The organism is Pseudomonas sp. WS 5021, assembly GCF_012985535.1.
Lineage (GTDB): Bacteria > Pseudomonadota > Gammaproteobacteria > Pseudomonadales > Pseudomonadaceae > Aquipseudomonas.
The window spans coordinates 550,160-566,013 of the sequence record NZ_JAAQWP010000004.1 but is presented as its reverse complement, the minus strand read 5'-3'; the positions used below and the strand labels follow the sequence as shown (position 1 = coordinate 566,013).

Genomic DNA, 15,854 nt, shown 5'->3' with positions numbered 1-15,854 from the left:
CCTACAGGGGTTCATGGAACAGCACCCAGACCGCCACATGATCCAGCAGCAGCCAGGCTCAGCTATGCAACGCCCGTTCGTAGGCGGCCAGCACGGCCTCATGCATCGCTTCTGACAGCGTCGGGTGCGGCAGGATGCTGTCGATCAGTTCGGCCTCGGTGGTCTCAAGGCGCCGCGCGATGGTGTAGCCCTGGATCATCTCGGTGACTTCCTCGCCAACCATATGCGCGCCCAGCAACTCGCCACTGTGCGCGTCGAACAGCACCTTGACGAAGCCCTGGGTAGCGCCCATGGCAATCGCCTTGCCGTTGGCCGCGAAGGGAAACTTGCCGACCTTGAGCGCCTTGCCGGCACTGCGGGCCTGGGCCTCGGTGTAGCCGACGCTGGCGACTTGCGGGTGGCTATAGGTGCAGGCCGGCACGCTGCGCGGGTCCAGGGGATGGGGGTTGAGCCCAGCGATTTTCTCGACACAAATCAGCGCTTCGTGGCTGGCCTTGTGCGCCAGCCACGGCGCTCCTGCCAGGTCGCCAATGGCGTACACGCCCGGCTCGCCCGTGCGGCAGAACTCGTCCACCAACACATGGCTATGCTGCACCTTGACCCCGGTGCCCTCCAACCCCAGCTCCTCGACGTTGCCAACAATGCCCGCCGCCACCAGCACCACGTCGGCCTGCAGGGTCTCACTGCTCTTGCCCTCAAGGCGCAACTGCACCGCGCCCTGCACCACCTGGCTGCCTTGCAGCGTACAGCCGGTGTAGAGGCGGATCCCGTCGCGGGTCAGGGCCTGGGCTACATGGGCACTGACCTCATGGTCTTCCACCGGGAGGATCCGCTCGGCCATTTCCACCACGCTGACCTGGGCGCCCAGCGCGTGATAGAAACTGGCAAATTCGATGCCGATTGCCCCGCCGCCAATGATCACCAGGCGCTTGGGCACATTGTCCGGCACCAGGGCCTGTCGGTAGCTCCAGAAATGCTTGCCGTCCGGTTCCATGCCCGGCAGCATCCGGGCCCGGGCCCCGGTGGCAAGAATAATGTGCGGCGCCGTCAGGCGCAGGCCGCCCTGCTGACCACGGACGTTCAGGCACCGCGGCCCATCCAGGCGCGCATGGCCGTTGAACACCTGGATGCGGTGTTTTTTCATCAGCCCGCTGACGCCCCGCTGCAACTGCACCGCTACATCGCGGGAGCGCTTGACGATCGCCTTGAGGTCCGGTGTCGCCGGCCCGACCTCGATGCCAAAGCTCGCCGCACTGCCGATAAGGCGCAGCACGTCAACGCTGCGCAGCAGCGCCTTGGTTGGAATGCAGCCCCAGTTCAGGCACACCCCACCCAGTTGGTCCTTCTCCACCAACGCCGTGCGCAGGCCCAACTGGCTGGCGCGGATAGCCGCCACGTAGCCGCCGGGGCCGCCACCGACGACGATCACATCGAATTTCATGTCGCTCATGGGTACTTCCTCAGATCAGCATGCCCAGCGGGTTTTCCAGCAGGCCCTTGAACACCGCCAGCCATTGCGCCGCCAGCGCGCCATCCACCGCCCGATGATCCACGGACAGGGTGCAGCGCAGCACCGAACCGACCTTCAGCTCAGCGTTTTCCACGACCGGTTTTTGCTGGGTCGCGCCCACCGCCAGAATCGCCGCGTGGGGTGGATTGATGATGGCGCTGAACTGCTCGACGCCGAACATACCCAGGTTACTGATGGTGAAACTGCCGCCCTGGTATTCCTCGGGGCGCAGGCGCCCGTCGCGGGCGCGCCCGGCCAGTTCAGCCACATCCGTGCTGATCTGCGACAGTGCCTTGCTGTCGGCATTGCGCACTACCGGGGTGATCAGGCCGCTGTCGGTGGACACCGCCACGCAGACATCCGCCTGCTGGTAGCGGCGCAGCGCGGTGTCGGTCCAGGTCACGTTCATCGCCGGCACTTGGCGCAGGGCCACGCCGACAGCCTTGACGATAAAGTCGTTGATCGAAATCTTCCGTGGGGCGGTCTGGTTGATCTGCTCGCGCAGGGCCAGCAGCGCCTCCATGCGACACTCCACATCCAGATAAAAATGCGGCACCGTGGCCTTGCTCTCCACCAGACGCCGGGCAATGGTCTTGCGCATGCTGCTGTGGGGGATGTCCTCAAACTCGCTGGCCGATACCGGTGTCGCCGCAGGCACCAGGGCAACCCCAGCAACGGCTGACGCCTCGACGTCGCGCTTGACGATGCGCCCATTCGGCCCACTGCCCTTGAGGCTCGCCAGGTCCAGGCCCTTGGCCGCTGCCAGGCGACGGGCCAGGGGGCTGGCAAACACCCGCGCGCGGCTGTGCCCTTGCCTCAGCGGCGCGGCCTCGACCGCAGGTTGCGGCACAGGCGCATCAACCAGCACCGACGCACCGGCCTTGGCCAGCAGCGCGGCGATATCAACCTCGGTTTCGCCCCGGGAAAACAGCACCCCGATCGGCGACCCCACTTCCACTTCGCGGCCCGGTTCGACCAGGATCTTGCCCAGCACCGCATCTTCTTCAGCCGTCAGTTCGACCAAGGCCTTTTCGGTTTCAATCTCGGCGATGCAGTCGCCGGCGTTGATCGTGTCGCCTTCCTTGAGGGTCCAGGCCTGGATCGCGGCGTGGGTCGCGTTGGCCGACACCTCGGGCATATGTAAGAGCTTGGCCATCAGGCACTCCGCTGGTTGAACAGGTCAGGACGGTAGGCGGCGATGTCGGTGTACTCCACCAACTCCAGCACGTTGCCTTCCGGATCGCGGCAGAACAGCGCCTTGACGTCAGGGCGCAGCTGGATCGGCGCGTCGCCGGCAAAAAAACTCGCGCCGGCGGTTTTCAGGTCGGCCACCAGGCTGGCGATGTCTTCAACAATGAATGTCAGGTAACTCGCGTTCTGGCGGTCGAGGATCAATCCCGGCGCTTGCCGGCTCGGCGTGTGCTCTGGCGCCAGCAGCTTGATGCGTTCGCCATAGGGCGTCTGCAGGCGCACTACGCTGTAGCCGCCGTCGCTCAGGCCGACTTGCTGCGCGGCGGCAGCGGGCATTTGCACCTGGGTGACAAAGGTGAAACCCAGCACCTGCTGGTAGAACCGGCTGAGGGCCGGCAGATCGACACAGCAAATCCCTACTTCCATTGGAACCAGCATCTTCACGCTCATTGGTGCGCCCCTTTTTCGCGGATGACCTGTTGCAGGCCTTCGATCACTTCCTCGGTGCGGGCACACGCGGCGCGCTCCAGGACTTTGGAAATACTTGGCGAGCCTTCGCCGCCGGTTACGCGCTGGATCGGCTGGTCGAGCCAGTCGAAGCAACGGCGCTGCAATTCGTCAGCCAGCCAACCCCCATAGGATGTCCCCCGGGCACCCTGCTCGACGATCAGTACATTGTTGGTCTTGCGAATGCTCGCCTCCACCGTGGCCCAGTCGAAGCTGGCGCGGTCGAGGAAGCGCAGGTCAATCACTTCGGCGTCGACACCAGTCTGCTCCACCGCCTCCAGGGAATGCCCGACCATGCTCAGGTAGGTGAGGATCGTCAGGTCGCGGCCTTCGCGGCGCACGGCGGCGGTGCCGAATGGGATCTGGTAGTCGAGGTCGTCCACCGGCACCTCGCCGCTGTGGCTGTAAAGGTCGACGTGCTCGATCACCAGCACCGGGTCCTTGCAGGCCAGCGCGGCATTCATCAGGCCGATATAGTCGAACGGCGTGGACGCCGCGACGATGCGCCAGCCCGGGTTGGTCACGTAGATCCCGGCCGGATCCATGGAGTGCTGCGAGCCGTAGCCGGTGCCCATGGCGATCTTGGTGCGCAGCACGAGCGGCACATCACTTTGCCCGCCGAACATGTGCCGGGCCTTGCCGATCTGGTTAAACACCTGGTCGGCGGCAACCCACATGAAGTCGGGGTACATGAATTCCACTACCGGCTTGAAACGCCCGTCCAGGGCCATACCGCCACCCAGCCCGCAGAAGGCGTTTTCACTGATCGGGGTGCCGAGGATGCGCTCTGGAAAGCGCTCTTTCAGGCCACGGGTGGCACCATTGGTGCCGCCCTTGAGACGGTGTACATCCTCGCCCATCACGACGATGCTGGCATCGGTTTCCATGCGTCGGTTCATCACATCAGCGATGGCGTCAATGAACTTGCGTGGCTCCATGGCGCCGCGATAGGTGGCCTGTTCACTGGTGCGCGCAGCGGCCAGTTCGCTGAGATCGCCCCGGATACCGACATCGCGAAAGTCCGGCGATGGCCACAACTCAGGGCGAATCCGCCGCTTGCCCGGCTTGCCCGCGGGGTCGGCTTCCAGCAGAGCCGCTGCCGCCTGGGCCATTGCCTGCTTGACGGTGTCACGCAGGTTGGCCAGGCCGGCATCGTCGATCAGCCCGCGCTTTTGCATTTCCCGGGCCAGGCGCTCCAGCGGATCACGGGCACGCCAGCTCTGCTCTTCTTCCTTGCTGCGGTAACCGAATGCACTGCCGGGGAACGGGCCATTCTGATGGAAGAAGCGGTACACATCAGCCTCGATCACGGTCGGACCGTTGCCGGCGCGCATATGCGCCAGCGCTTGCTGCATGGCCAGGTACACCGCCAGCGGGTCCATGCCATCGACCTTCCAGCTCGGGATATTGAAGCCCAGCCCGCGTGCCGACAGGCGTGGCTCGGCCGTGGCCTCATCAACCGTGGTCGACACGGCGTACAGGTTGTTCTCGATAAAGAAACACAGCGGCAGCTTCCAGGCCGCCGCCAGGTTCATGGTCTCCAGCACCGAACCGATGTTCACCGCGCCGTCACCAAAATAAGTGACCGCCACGGTGTCGGTCTGCGCATGCCGGTGAGCCCAGGCGGCACCGGCGGCCAGCGGCACGCCGCCACCGACGATAGCGTTAGTGCCCAGGGCCCCTGCCTCGGCCCACTGCAGGTGCATCGAGCCGCCACGGCCTTTGCAGAAGCCCTGGGCCAGGCCGAGGATTTCCGCCAGAGTGCGTTGCAGCAGGTCCTGGATCGGCGCGTTGACCGCGGCGTTCGGGTCGATCCCTTCAGGCATCAGGTACACCAGCGCCTTGGCCAGGAACTGGTGGTGCCCGCGGTGCGAGCCATTGACTTCATCGGCCGCGCCCAGGGCGACAATCGAACCGACCGCGCCCCCTTCCTGGCCGATACTCGAATGTGCCGGGCCATGCACCAGGCCTTCACCGGCCAGCTCCAGCACGGTCTCCTCGAAGGCGCGGATCAGGTGCAACTGGCTGAGCAAAGTGCCCAGCAATGCAGGGTCGGCCTGCTTCCAGTCGGCGTCGGTGGTACTGAGCTCGACCCACGGCGAGGCCGGCGACAAGGCAACACTTTTCGGCATTTTACTTCTCCACAAATGAGTTCAATCGCGGGTCACGGCGGGCCCGCACAACGAGGGGCGAACTAAAAGCCGTTGGCCGTCCAGCCGCCGTCCGACACATAAATCTGCCCGGTGATAAAGGTCGCGCTGCTGGACGCGAGGAACAGCGCCAGCTCGGCCATCTCCCCCGGCTCGCCGAGGCGTTGCAAGGGGGTGCGCTGGCGCAGGGCCTCGACGTCGAGGCGCCCGGCCCGTTGCAGTTCTTCCACCAGCGGGGTACGGGTATAGCCTGGGCCGATGGCGTTCATTCGGACGCCGTGCCGTGCCCATTCCACGGCCAGGCATTTGGTCATGGAGACCACGGCGGCCTTGGTCGCGCAGTACGCGGTGCGATCGGCAGCGTGCGACACGCCCCACATCGACGAGGTGTTGATGATCACCCCGGCCTGCTGTTCTACCATGTAGCGCGCCGCCACCTGGGCGCAGAAGAACACGCTGTTGAGATTGATCTCGATGGCGCGCCGCCATTCGCTGGGGGTGATGTCCAGGGACGGCTTGTTGATCGACACGCCAGCGTTGTTGAGCAACACGTCGATGCGTCCAAAGCACGCCTTGGCATGCGCGAAAGCGGCCTCCACAGCGGCTTCGTCGGTGACTGAGGCCTGGAAACATTCGACCCGGGTCGCCGGGAAATTTTCCTGCAGCGCAACCTTGGCGTCCGCCATGGCCTGGGCGTTGATGTCGATCAGCAGCAGGTGCGCGCCATTGCGCGCAAAGCCTTCGGCCAGGGCCAGGCCGATACCGCTGCCGCCACCGGTCACCACCACCACCTTGCCGTGGATTCCGGCGTAGGCGCTGTGTTGAAAAACGTCGGCATCGTGCTGGGGCGTAGCGGGAGAATGATCTGGATGGGACATGGGGTTCTCACTTGTTTTTATGTCTGGTCATACATTTAAACAAACTTGTCAGACCAGTAGATAAAAGCTAACTCGCAGCCAGGGGTCTGTCAAAGGGATTTATCGAAAAAGTAGTACCCGAGCAATTAGAACAACGCCAGGTTGTAGCTGACGATCAGGCGGTTATCGTCCACCGAAGGGCCGAAGTTGGAGCGCACCATGGCATTTCTCCAGCGCAGCCCTAGGTTCTTCAATGGCCCGTTCTGGATCACATAGGACAGGTCGAAGTCCCGCTCCCATTCCTTGCCTCCGTTGCCACCGGCCACCGCCACATTGTCACCATTGACATAGCGCACAAAGGCGCTCAACCCCGGCACGCCGAGGGCGGCAAAGTTGTAGTCGTAGCGCACTTGCCAGGCCTTCTCTTGGGCGGCGGCGAAGTTGCGCACCTGGATATCACTGGGCAGCACGGTGGTGGTCGGGCTCAACCAGATAGTGCCGTCCTCGCCATACATGCGTTGCCAGGCGGCCATCAGGGTATGCCCACCGGTACCGGCACTCAGGGCGGTATAGAACGAGCGGTTATCGATCTGCCCGGCCTTGGCCTGGCCTTCCTCCTCGGAGTCCAGCAAACCGATATTGGCGCCCAGCGTCCAGGCGCCGACCGGTTGCTTGTGGGTGAACTGGATAAACCGCTGGCGGTAGATATCCTCCAGTTGCGCGCCCCACAGGCCGAGCATGGTGCGGTCCTGGTTGAAGCGGTATTCGCCGCCCAGGTAGTTGTAGCGATCGGACGTGGCGAAGGCGCGACCGTCGATAAACAGGTCTTCACGGTCGCTGGAGTTGCGTTGGGTGAAAGAGCGCATCTGCCCGGCATTGAAGGTCAGCCCGGTAATTTCCCTGGACGTCAGCATCGCACCCTGGAAGGTCTGAGGCAGCAGGCGCGCATCGTTGTACTGGAGGATCGGCAAGGTCGGCAGCAATTCGCCGACTTTAAGCTCAGTTTTCGACACTTTGAACTTGACCGCGGCCCCCAGGCTGGAGAAGTCATCCGCCGAGCCATTGCCATCGGCCGGCAGCAACAGGCTGCCGGTGCGCCCACCGCCGCTGTCGAGCTTGACCCCGAGGCGGCCGATCAGGTCGACGCCAACCCCCACGGTGCCCTGGGTGTAGCCGGACTGGGCGTTGAGCAGAAAGCCCTGGGCCCACTCCTCGCTCTTGGCCTTGGCGGAGCCACTGTCGCGGTAGTCGCGGTTGAAGTAGAAGTTGCGCATCTGCACATTGGCCGTCGCATCCTCGATAAAGCCGTGCTCCTGGGCCATAGCCAGGCCCGGCAAGGTGCTGAGCAACAACAGCGGTGGTGCGGTGAAGTGTTTGATCAGGTTCATTTTTATTGTTATTCCCGTTGGATTGCAGACGCAGCGACCCCTGGCGGGCCTCAGGGCCGCCACAGGATCAGCGTGGTAATGGCAGGCGAACCTGCCGGTTGAATGCGGTGTCGGCCCTAGACCGCCAGCCACTCCTTCATCAGGTTCGGGTCGTCTGTCAGCGCCTGGGGCGTGCCCTCGAAGACGATCCGCCCATGTCCCATCACACACACCCGGCTGGACACCTTGAGGGCGATGGTCAGCTTTTGCTCCACCAACAGGATCGACACCCCGCGCCGGTGAATATCGCGAATGGCCTCGGCCACCACCGCGACAATCTTCGGCGCCAAGCCCTCGGTGGGCTCGTCGATCAGTAGCACCCTGGGGCAGCCCAGCAACGAGCGGCACAGGGTGAGCATCTGCTGTTCGCCCCCGGACAGGTTGCCAGCACCGGTATTGCGCCGCTCCCGCAGCCGGGGGAAGTAGTCGAACATCTGCTCGACAGTCCACGCGGTGGCGCCATCATTCGCCAACTGTTGCCCCATGCGCAGGTTTTCCTCGACGCTGAGGTTGGCAAACACCTCGCGCTCTTCCGGGACAAAACCGATACCGGCGCGGCTGATGCGGTACGGACGCAGCCCCGTCAGCTCGCGCCCGGCCAGGCGGATACTGCCGGCACTCGGCGGCACCAGGCCCATTACCGCTTTCATGGTGGTGGAACGCCCGGCGCCATTGCGCCCGAGCAGGCTGACCACTTCGTTGTGGCCGATGTGCAGATCGACACCATGCAGCACATGGCTCTTGCCGTAGTGCACATGCAGATCGCTGATCGACAACAGGTTTTGCGGGGTCGGGTTCATGCGCATTGCTCCTCACCCAAGTAGGCTTCCTGGACACGTCGGTCGGCGCGGATCTGGTCCGGCGTGCCGGTGGCGATCACTTCGCCGTAGACCAGCACACTGATGCGGTCACACAGGGAAAACACCACGTCCATGTCATGCTCGACAATCAGCAGCGAGCGGCCCTGGGTCACCTCGCGAATCAGGTTCAGGGCGTAGTCGGTTTCTTCATGGGACATGCCCGCCATCGGCTCGTCGAGCAGGATCACCCGCGGGTCACAGGCCAGGGTCATGCCAATCTCCAGGGCGCGCTGTTCGGAGTAGGACAACTCGGCCGCGCACACCGCCTGCTTGCCCTGCAGCCGCACCTGTTCGAGCAGTTGCTCGGTCTGTTCGCGTACCTCGGGGTAACACTGGAGCGAGCGCCAGAAGTGGTACTGCATCCGGTGTTTGCGCATCACCGCGATGCGCAGGTTCTCGAACACCGAGAGCCCGGGAAAAATATTGGTGATCTGGAACGAGCGCGACAGCCCCAGGTGGTTGATGTGCTGCGGCGAATAGCCCTGGATTGCCTCGTCTCCCAGGAGGATCTGCCCGCTGCTCGGCTGCAATTGCCCGGAGATCAGATGGAACAGGGTCGACTTGCCGGCCCCGTTGGGACCGATCACCGCATGCCGCTCGCCCGCGCGCAACTCCAGATGCGCCCCACGAATGATATGGGCCTCGCCAAAGGACTTCTGCACATCGCGTAACTGCAGGATCGCATCGCTCATGGTTGTTCTCCTTGGGTCCTGGGCTGGAGGGCGGAGGTGCTGGCCGGCGATTCATCGTCCAGCAGTTGCAACCATTGGCGGCGGGCCAGTTTCAACAGCAACAGCCCGGCCAGGCCCAATAACAACGGGGTGGCCCAGGTCAGCAGCGCACCCGGCAGCCATTCACGGCCGAACAGGCTAATCGCCGGCCACACTTGGTCCGCCACCAGCAGCGCCTGATAGTCCTGGCTGAACACCCGTTGCAGCGTCTCGATGGCAAACACCACCGCAAGGCTCAACAACCCGGCGCTGAGCAGCGCCGAGAACGCTGCGGGGATGATCGCCAACCAGCCGCGCCGACGAATCTGTGCACTCCAGCACAGCACCAGCCCGGCCAGGCCGCTGGGCATGAACATCATCACCAGCACAAACAGCAGACCCTGATACAGCAACCAGGATTGCGTGAGGTCGGAGGCGGCGTTACCAAAGAAGGTCATCAGGGCCGCGCCGAGCACCGGGCCGAGGAATACGTTGACTCCGCCGATGTAAGTGTTCAGCACCACCTCGGCAGAAAAACGCATGTCAAACAGCACGTAGTTGGCCGACTCCAGGTTCAGCGCCTGCAAGCCGCCGGCAATCCCGGCAAACATCGCCGACAAGGCAAACACCAGCACCCGCAGGCGATGCACGTTGTAGCCGAGAAATTGCAGACGGTGGCCGTTCTCGCGCAAGGCGAAGGTCAGGCGCCCCATGGGGGTCAGTGTGAAGGCGTAGAGCAAGGCAATCGACAGCACTACCCAGCCCAGCGTCAGGTAATACACCTGGCTGGCGTCCGCAAAATCCAGGCCCCAGGCGGCGGTGCGCATGGACGAAATACCGGCCTCGCCACCAAACAGCGTGCTCAGGTGCGGCGCCAGGGAGTGCAGCAACTCGGCAAGGGCCAGGGTGATCATGGAGAAGTACACGCCCGCCCGCTTAGTGGCGAACCAACCGGCGCACAGGCCGCAGATAAAGCCGCCCATGGCGCCAATCAGCGGTAACAATGGGGTTGGCAGCAGACCTTCGCCATTGAGTGCATTCATTGCATGCAAGGTGGCGAACGAGCCTACGCCAAAGTACGCCGCGTGGCCGAACGACAGCATGCCGCCCTGCCCGCACAACAGGTTGAAGGCGCAGGCAAACAAGGCGGCGATCAGCATCTGGATGGCCGCGTTGACCATCGCCGCCGGCAGGATGGCGGGCAGCACCAGCAATGCCAGCAACAGCAGCGCCAGGAGGATTTTCGTCAGTTTCATGGTTTATCCCTTCTCGCCCATCAGCCCGGACGGCCGGATCAGCAAAATCAGCAGCATCAGCGCGAACGGAATCGTCGCGGCGACGCTGGACACCTTGAGGATCATCAGCCCGCCCATCTGCTGCGCCCAGTCACCCGCCCCGACCAGGGCCAGCAGCGACGCCAGGCTGAGGTCCACACCCACGGCGAACGAGGAAATCAGCCCGATCAACAACGAAGCGATCATCGCCCCGGCCATCGACCCCAGGCCGCCAACCACGACCACCACAAACACAATCACTCCCAGCTCCAGGGCCATGTTCGGGTTGGTGGTATAGAAAGCGCCGGCCAACGCCCCGGCCAGGCCGGCCAGGGCCGCGCCGATACCGAACACCGCCATGAACACCAGCGGCACGTTATGCCCCAGGGCCTCGGCCATTTGCGGACGATGGATGGCTGCACGCACGACGATGCCGACCCGGGTGCGGGTCAACAGCAGGTAGATCAGGCCGAACACCAGCAGCGAGACCACGCCCATCAACAGGCGATAGAACGGATAGTCGGTGCTGAACACCTGGAACGCGGCGAAGTTGAGGAACTCCGGCACCCGGTATTCAACGGAAAAGTTGCCGTAGAACAACTTGATCAGCTCGGCAATGATGAACGTCAGGCCGAAGGTCAGCAGCAGTTCGTGGGCATGCCCATGCTTGTGTACCCGGCGCAGGAAAAAGCGCTCGACGATGACCCCGAGCAGGCCCACCAGCAGCGTCGAAAGCACGACCGCAGCGCTGAAGCCGACAAACTTCTGTAGGGTGTAGGCCAGGTAGGCACCCACCATGTAGAAGGAAGCATGGGCGAAGTTGAGCACGCCCATCATGCCGAAAATCAGCGTCAGGCCGGCCGAAACCATAAACAACAGCAGGCCGTAGATCACGCCGTTAAGCAGTGAAACAGTGAGAAATTCCATAGGCGACTCCAGCGTTCGCGATGGACAGAAAGGCGCGCCGAGCGGCGCGCCATGCGGCGTCACTCGGGGCGTTGCATCTGGCAGGCATCCTGCACTGGCGCGGCGGCTTGATCGGCACTGAACGACTTGATCGGCACAAAGCCCATATCAGTGCCGTCGACTTTGTAGCGTGCGTCCTTGGACACCACCGACACCACGAACGGCATCAGCAGTTGGTGATCCTCGGCACGCATGCGCACCTCACCCAATGGGTTGCTATCGCTGGCTTTTTCCAGGGCCAGGGCGAAGCTGCGGGTATTGAGGCGGCCGTCTTCTGCCGCCAGCTTCTTGAGCACATTGCCGACCATCTGCAAGGCAAATACCGTCTGCGGCTCGATATAGGCCGGCAGATGGCCAGTCTTGGCCTGGTACTCGCTGGCAAAACGCTCGCCCTGCTCACCCGCCGCCTCGATATTGAACGGGTGGGACACGTAATGCCCCAGGGCAACATCACCGGCATTGGCCAGGTTGCCCGGTTGGTCGAGGAAGGCGGTACCGAAGCGCAGTTTCAGGCCGGCGGCGCGGCTGGCCTTCATCAACAGCAACAGGTCGTTGCCCCAGTTGCCGGTCAGCACGGTTTCGGTGCCGGAAGCCTGGATACGCGCGATGTAGGGCGAGAAGTCCTGGACCTTCTGCGTGTCGTGCAGGCTTTTGCCGACCAACTGATAACCACCCGCCGCGGAGTTTTCGGTGATGGCTTTTTCCATGTCCAGGCCCCAGCTGTAGTTCTGGTTCATGGAATAGACTTTGCTGCCCAGGGTGCCGGCTTCTTTCATGGCCGCAACCAGGGTCTTGACCCGGATCGGCGCGTTGCCGTTGAAACGGAAGTGGTAGAAGTGGCACTTGCTGCCAGTCAGCTCCAGCGCTTCACCGCCGACGTTGAGGAACACCACTTCCTTGCCTTTGTTGCGCAGGTTGTACTTGCGCACATCTTCAGTAATTTGCCCGGCAGCCACGGATGAAGCGCCCTGGACAATCATTTGCGCGCCGCTACCAATGGCAGCCTTGAGTTTTTCGGAGGCCCCCGCTGGGGTGCCCTGGCTATCGAACTCGAGTAGTTGGATCGGCTCGCCATTCCAGCCGCCTTCGGCGTTCAGCCGTTCGATCTGGAAACGCGTCGCGGCGCGGAACATTTGCCCGGTGGCAGCCGAAGGCCCCGACAGGGTCTCGACCAACGCCACCTTCAAAGGATCAGCGCAGGCGAAACCGGCGAACAGGGTCGTGCCAAGGGTGAGCAGACGCAGCGTGGTCTTGGAGTGCATGGAAACCTCGATTTTTTATTGTTATTTACAATCTGGTAGAACATCAGGCCTAACATGTCTGACCAGTTGGCGAAAACTACGTCAAGCCTGTCCCGAAGTCAAAGCACCTGAGTCAAGATTTATGATCTTTTTTGTTACGACCTCAGTTGCAGGCCTTGAGAACAGCCAATCCACCCCGGGATAATTTTTTCAAACACTTGTAAGACCACAGCTCAATCCTTCACTATCAACCGCCATCACTTCGATGCCCGTACCCGTGCTGCCTCCCGGCAGAGGACCGAACAATGAAAAGCGATAACGTGCACCCCAACCAGCCCCTGCCCATGGAGATCGTTCACTGGCTCAGTGGCGAGATCCAGTCCGGGCGGCTGGCCACCGGCGATCAACTGCCCAGCGAACGGCAACTGTGCGAACAGTTTTCGGTCAGCCGCGCGGTGGTGCGTGAAGCCTTGTCGCAACTCAAGTTCGAAGAACTGATCACCACCCAACAGGGCAAGGGTGCATTTGTCGCCAAGCGTGGTGAGCGTCATGCGTTTCGCTTGAAGGAAGTTTCGCTCGGAGAAGCCGACGCCCTGCTGCATATCCTCGAATTCCTGATCACCATCGAAGTGGGCGCCACGCGCCTGGCAGCCTTGCGCCATACCCCCGAAGACCTGAAGAAGATCCGCCAGGCCCTGGTCGGCATGGAGTACGCCATGGTCAATGACCAGTTGGGTGACGAGGAGGATTACGCCTTCCACCAGGCGATTGTCGCGGCCACCCATAACCCGCACTTCAAGTCGCTCAACGAGTACCTCGACCACAGCGTCCGACGCCTGATTCGCGAGGCACGCAGCAACACCGCCGAGATCTACAACGAGCTGATCCAGGACGTGCAGGACGAACACCAGGCGATCTTCCAGGCCATCCAGGCCCGCGACCCGGTGCTGGCAGGCGAGGCCGCCGAGCGTCACCTGCGCAATGCTGCCAAGCGTATGAACATGTACCTGCAGGCCTGATCTGCCTGCAGCACCCTTGACACCGAAAAGCGAAGCCTCCTACCATCCTGTCAGACAACAATAAAATATGTCAGACAGGTTCCTACTTATGAGTCCTACCAGAGCTCTGCCACACATCAGTGGCCAGACCCAACTGATCGGCATCGTTGCCGACCCGATCGCCCATGTAAAAACCCCGCAAGTCATCAACCATAGCGCCGCCAATCAGGGCCTGGACCTGGTCTGCGTGCCCCTCCACGTGCGCGGCTCGAACCTGCACAAGGTGCTGCTCGGCGTGGCCGGCATAGCCAACCTGCATGGCCTGGTGGTGACCATTCCATTCAAGGAAAGCATCGTTGAGTTGTGCGACGAACTGACCGACACCGCGCGGCAGGTCGGCTCGGTGAATGCGGTACGGATCGAGCCCGAGAGCGGTCGGCTGATTGGAGGCAACTTCGATGGCGAAGGCATGCTCGCCGGGCTGCACCAGCAGGGACACCGGCTGGAAGGCAAGCGTGTGCTGCTGGTGGGGGCCGGTGGGGCCGGCAAGTCGATTGCCTGGTCGATTGCCGGGCAACAACCGGCGCGGCTGGCGATCTACAACCGCTCCCCGGCCCGCGCCGCGGCCCTGCTGGAGCGCCTCGAAACACAGTTCCCCGACGTCGAATTAAGCCTGAGCGACGGCAATGCCCAGGACTTTGACGTGATCATCAACGCCACCTCCCTGGGGCTCAAGGACGACGACGCCCTGCCCCTGGACCCGGGCACCCTGCGGGCTGATGCGCTGGTTTGCGAGGCCGTGATGCGCGCCGCCGATACCGCTCTGCTGGCAGCGGCACGGGCGCGCGGCTGCCGCGTACACCACGGGCAACACATGATTTACGGGCAAATCGTGCAGATCTGCCGCTTTCTGGGGGTTGATCTGCAGCACGAACACCTGGCGCGCATTCTCGGCCCGTGAACCCTGGCATCCTTTCGGAGACAACACCCATGTACGATTTCAACAATCGCGTTCTGCTACTGACGGGTGCCAACGGCGGCATTGGCCGTGAAGTGGCGAAGCTGTTCTATCAATACGGCGCCTCGATGGTGCTCACTGACCTGGACGGCGATGGCCTGGCGGACTTCGCCCAGAAACTCGACGCCAGCGGCGAGCGCGTTGCAACCCTGCGCATGAACGCCGCCGACCCACAAGATTCGGCCAAGGCCGTGCAACTGGCCGTCGAGCGCTTTGGCGGCATCGACTTCCTGGTGCCATCGGCCGGTTTGTACCAGTCACAACCGATTCGCCAGATGACCGACGAACAATGGCGCCAGACCCTGGGCATCAACCTCGACGGCGTATTTTATCTGTGCCAGCGGGCGATCCCGGCATTGCGCGCCAACAGCGCAATCGTCAACCTGACCTCAGTCGCAGCCCACCGCGGTGCGTTTTCCAACGCCCACTACGGCACCTCCAAGGGCGGTCTGCTTAGCCTGACCCGCGCCCTGGCCCGCGAACTGGGCCCGAACACCCGGGTCAACGCTGTCTCCCCCGGCATCATCGAAACCCCGATGACCCAAAGCCTGATCGCCACCCGTGGTAGTGACTCGGTGGAGCAAACGCCGCTCAAACGCCTGGGACAGCCCAGCGAGATCGCCTCGGTGATCGCCTTTTTGTGCAGCAACGGCGCAAGCTTCATGACCGGGGAAGTGCTGCATGTGAATGGGGGGCTGTACATCGCGGGGTGAGCCCCCATCAGCCGGCGGCTGCGATCGCCAGGGCCAGTTGTGCGTCGGACATCAGCGGTGGCGTGTAGGTCGAGCGGTAAAACCTGCACGCCTGCTCGAACTGTGCTCCACGGATCTCGCCATCGGAGCCGATGAACGCCAGGGCATCGCTTTTGGATGATTTGAAAAGCTCTGGAATGTATGAAGTTCCTGCGGTGGCACCCGAGGTAATCACGAAGGGCGCTACCGAGGTGAGCATAAGCGCCCCCTGGAACGGGTTGTTGTTTTCCGCGGCTACCGCCAGATTGCCAACCGATGCCAGGAGGACGATTGCCAGGGATTTGCGCAAATGCATGGGTGATTGCTTCCTTGCGTTCAGAGGGGCGCCACGATAACAGAGTTGGGCCATCCACCACGCAGGTGTCGCAGGAGCATGCCCGGGAACGTGTACGA

15 protein-coding genes are annotated in these 15,854 nt (G+C 62.9%); 3 read left to right on the top strand and 12 right to left on the bottom strand.

All coding sequences use genetic code 11. The annotated features are described in order from the left end of the window. Positions 1-58: 58 nt before the first annotated feature. The 11 genes from lpdA to HBO19_RS16105 all read right to left on the bottom strand — a co-directional run bounded on the left by lpdA (position 59) and on the right by HBO19_RS16105 (position 12,714). Positions 59-1,450 (bottom strand): dihydrolipoyl dehydrogenase, encoded by a 1,392-nt coding sequence (gene lpdA, locus HBO19_RS16155; protein WP_170057841.1) that lies wholly within the window; start codon positions 1,448-1,450, stop codon positions 59-61. Between the two features lie 10 nt (positions 1,451-1,460). Further along, entirely contained in the window at positions 1,461-2,666 is a 1,206-nt protein-coding gene (locus HBO19_RS16150; protein ID WP_170057840.1) for a pyruvate dehydrogenase complex dihydrolipoamide acetyltransferase, read from the bottom strand. Then, positions 2,666-3,151, bottom strand: a complete 486-nt coding sequence (locus tag HBO19_RS16145) for a VOC family protein (protein WP_170043484.1) — start codon at positions 3,149-3,151, stop codon at positions 2,666-2,668. Before HBO19_RS16145 ends, HBO19_RS16150 begins: the two co-directional genes overlap by 1 nt. Next, positions 3,148-5,340, bottom strand: a complete 2,193-nt coding sequence (locus tag HBO19_RS16140; RefSeq protein ID WP_170043483.1) for an alpha-ketoacid dehydrogenase subunit alpha/beta — start codon at positions 5,338-5,340, stop codon at positions 3,148-3,150. Before HBO19_RS16140 ends, HBO19_RS16145 begins: the two co-directional genes overlap by 4 nt. A gap of 62 nt (positions 5,341-5,402) precedes the next feature. Beyond that, positions 5,403-6,236, bottom strand: coding sequence for an SDR family oxidoreductase (locus HBO19_RS16135; protein ID WP_170043482.1), 834 nt, complete (start codon positions 6,234-6,236; stop codon positions 5,403-5,405). A 125-nt stretch (positions 6,237-6,361) separates the two neighbouring features. Continuing rightward, entirely contained in the window at positions 6,362-7,603 is a 1,242-nt protein-coding gene (locus HBO19_RS16130; protein WP_170043481.1) for an OprD family porin, read from the bottom strand. A gap of 116 nt (positions 7,604-7,719) precedes the next feature. Next, on the bottom strand, positions 7,720-8,442 hold the full coding sequence (locus HBO19_RS16125) for an ABC transporter ATP-binding protein (protein WP_170043480.1): 723 nt from the start codon (positions 8,440-8,442) through the stop codon (positions 7,720-7,722). Then, positions 8,439-9,194, bottom strand: a complete 756-nt coding sequence (locus HBO19_RS16120) for an ABC transporter ATP-binding protein (protein ID WP_170043479.1) — start codon at positions 9,192-9,194, stop codon at positions 8,439-8,441. Before HBO19_RS16120 ends, HBO19_RS16125 begins: the two co-directional genes overlap by 4 nt. After that, positions 9,191-10,468: a branched-chain amino acid ABC transporter permease gene (locus HBO19_RS16115; protein WP_170043478.1), complete on the bottom strand. Its 1,278-nt coding sequence runs from the start codon at positions 10,466-10,468 to the stop codon at positions 9,191-9,193. Before HBO19_RS16115 ends, HBO19_RS16120 begins: the two co-directional genes overlap by 4 nt. A gap of 3 nt (positions 10,469-10,471) precedes the next feature. Beyond that, positions 10,472-11,413 carry a branched-chain amino acid ABC transporter permease gene (locus tag HBO19_RS16110; RefSeq protein ID WP_170043477.1) on the bottom strand — a complete coding sequence of 314 codons (942 nt, stop codon included), beginning with the start codon at positions 11,411-11,413 and terminating at the stop codon, positions 10,472-10,474. Between the two features lie 59 nt (positions 11,414-11,472). Further along, positions 11,473-12,714 (bottom strand): branched-chain amino acid ABC transporter substrate-binding protein, encoded by a 1,242-nt coding sequence (locus HBO19_RS16105; RefSeq protein WP_170057839.1) that lies wholly within the window; start codon positions 12,712-12,714, stop codon positions 11,473-11,475. A 284-nt stretch (positions 12,715-12,998) separates the two neighbouring features. Here HBO19_RS16105 and HBO19_RS16100 point away from each other — a divergent pair, with 284 nt between their 5' ends. The 3 genes from HBO19_RS16100 (at position 12,999) to HBO19_RS16090 (ending at position 15,422) form a co-directional block, all read left to right on the top strand. After that, on the top strand, positions 12,999-13,712 hold the full coding sequence (locus HBO19_RS16100; protein ID WP_170043475.1) for a FadR/GntR family transcriptional regulator: 714 nt from the start codon (positions 12,999-13,001) through the stop codon (positions 13,710-13,712). An 88-nt stretch (positions 13,713-13,800) separates the two neighbouring features. Beyond that, positions 13,801-14,652: a shikimate dehydrogenase gene (locus HBO19_RS16095; RefSeq protein WP_170043474.1), complete on the top strand. Its 852-nt coding sequence runs from the start codon at positions 13,801-13,803 to the stop codon at positions 14,650-14,652. Positions 14,653-14,681: 29 nt separating this feature from the next. After that, positions 14,682-15,422 (top strand): SDR family NAD(P)-dependent oxidoreductase, encoded by a 741-nt coding sequence (locus tag HBO19_RS16090; RefSeq protein ID WP_170043473.1) that lies wholly within the window; start codon positions 14,682-14,684, stop codon positions 15,420-15,422. Positions 15,423-15,429: 7 nt separating this feature from the next. Here HBO19_RS16090 and HBO19_RS16085 read toward each other — a convergent pair whose 3' ends face one another. Then, the gene (locus HBO19_RS16085; RefSeq protein WP_170057838.1) at positions 15,430-15,756 is read right to left on the bottom strand and encodes a DUF2388 domain-containing protein; all 327 of its coding nucleotides are present in this window, start codon (positions 15,754-15,756) and stop codon (positions 15,430-15,432) included. Between the last annotated feature and the right edge of the window lie 98 nt (positions 15,757-15,854).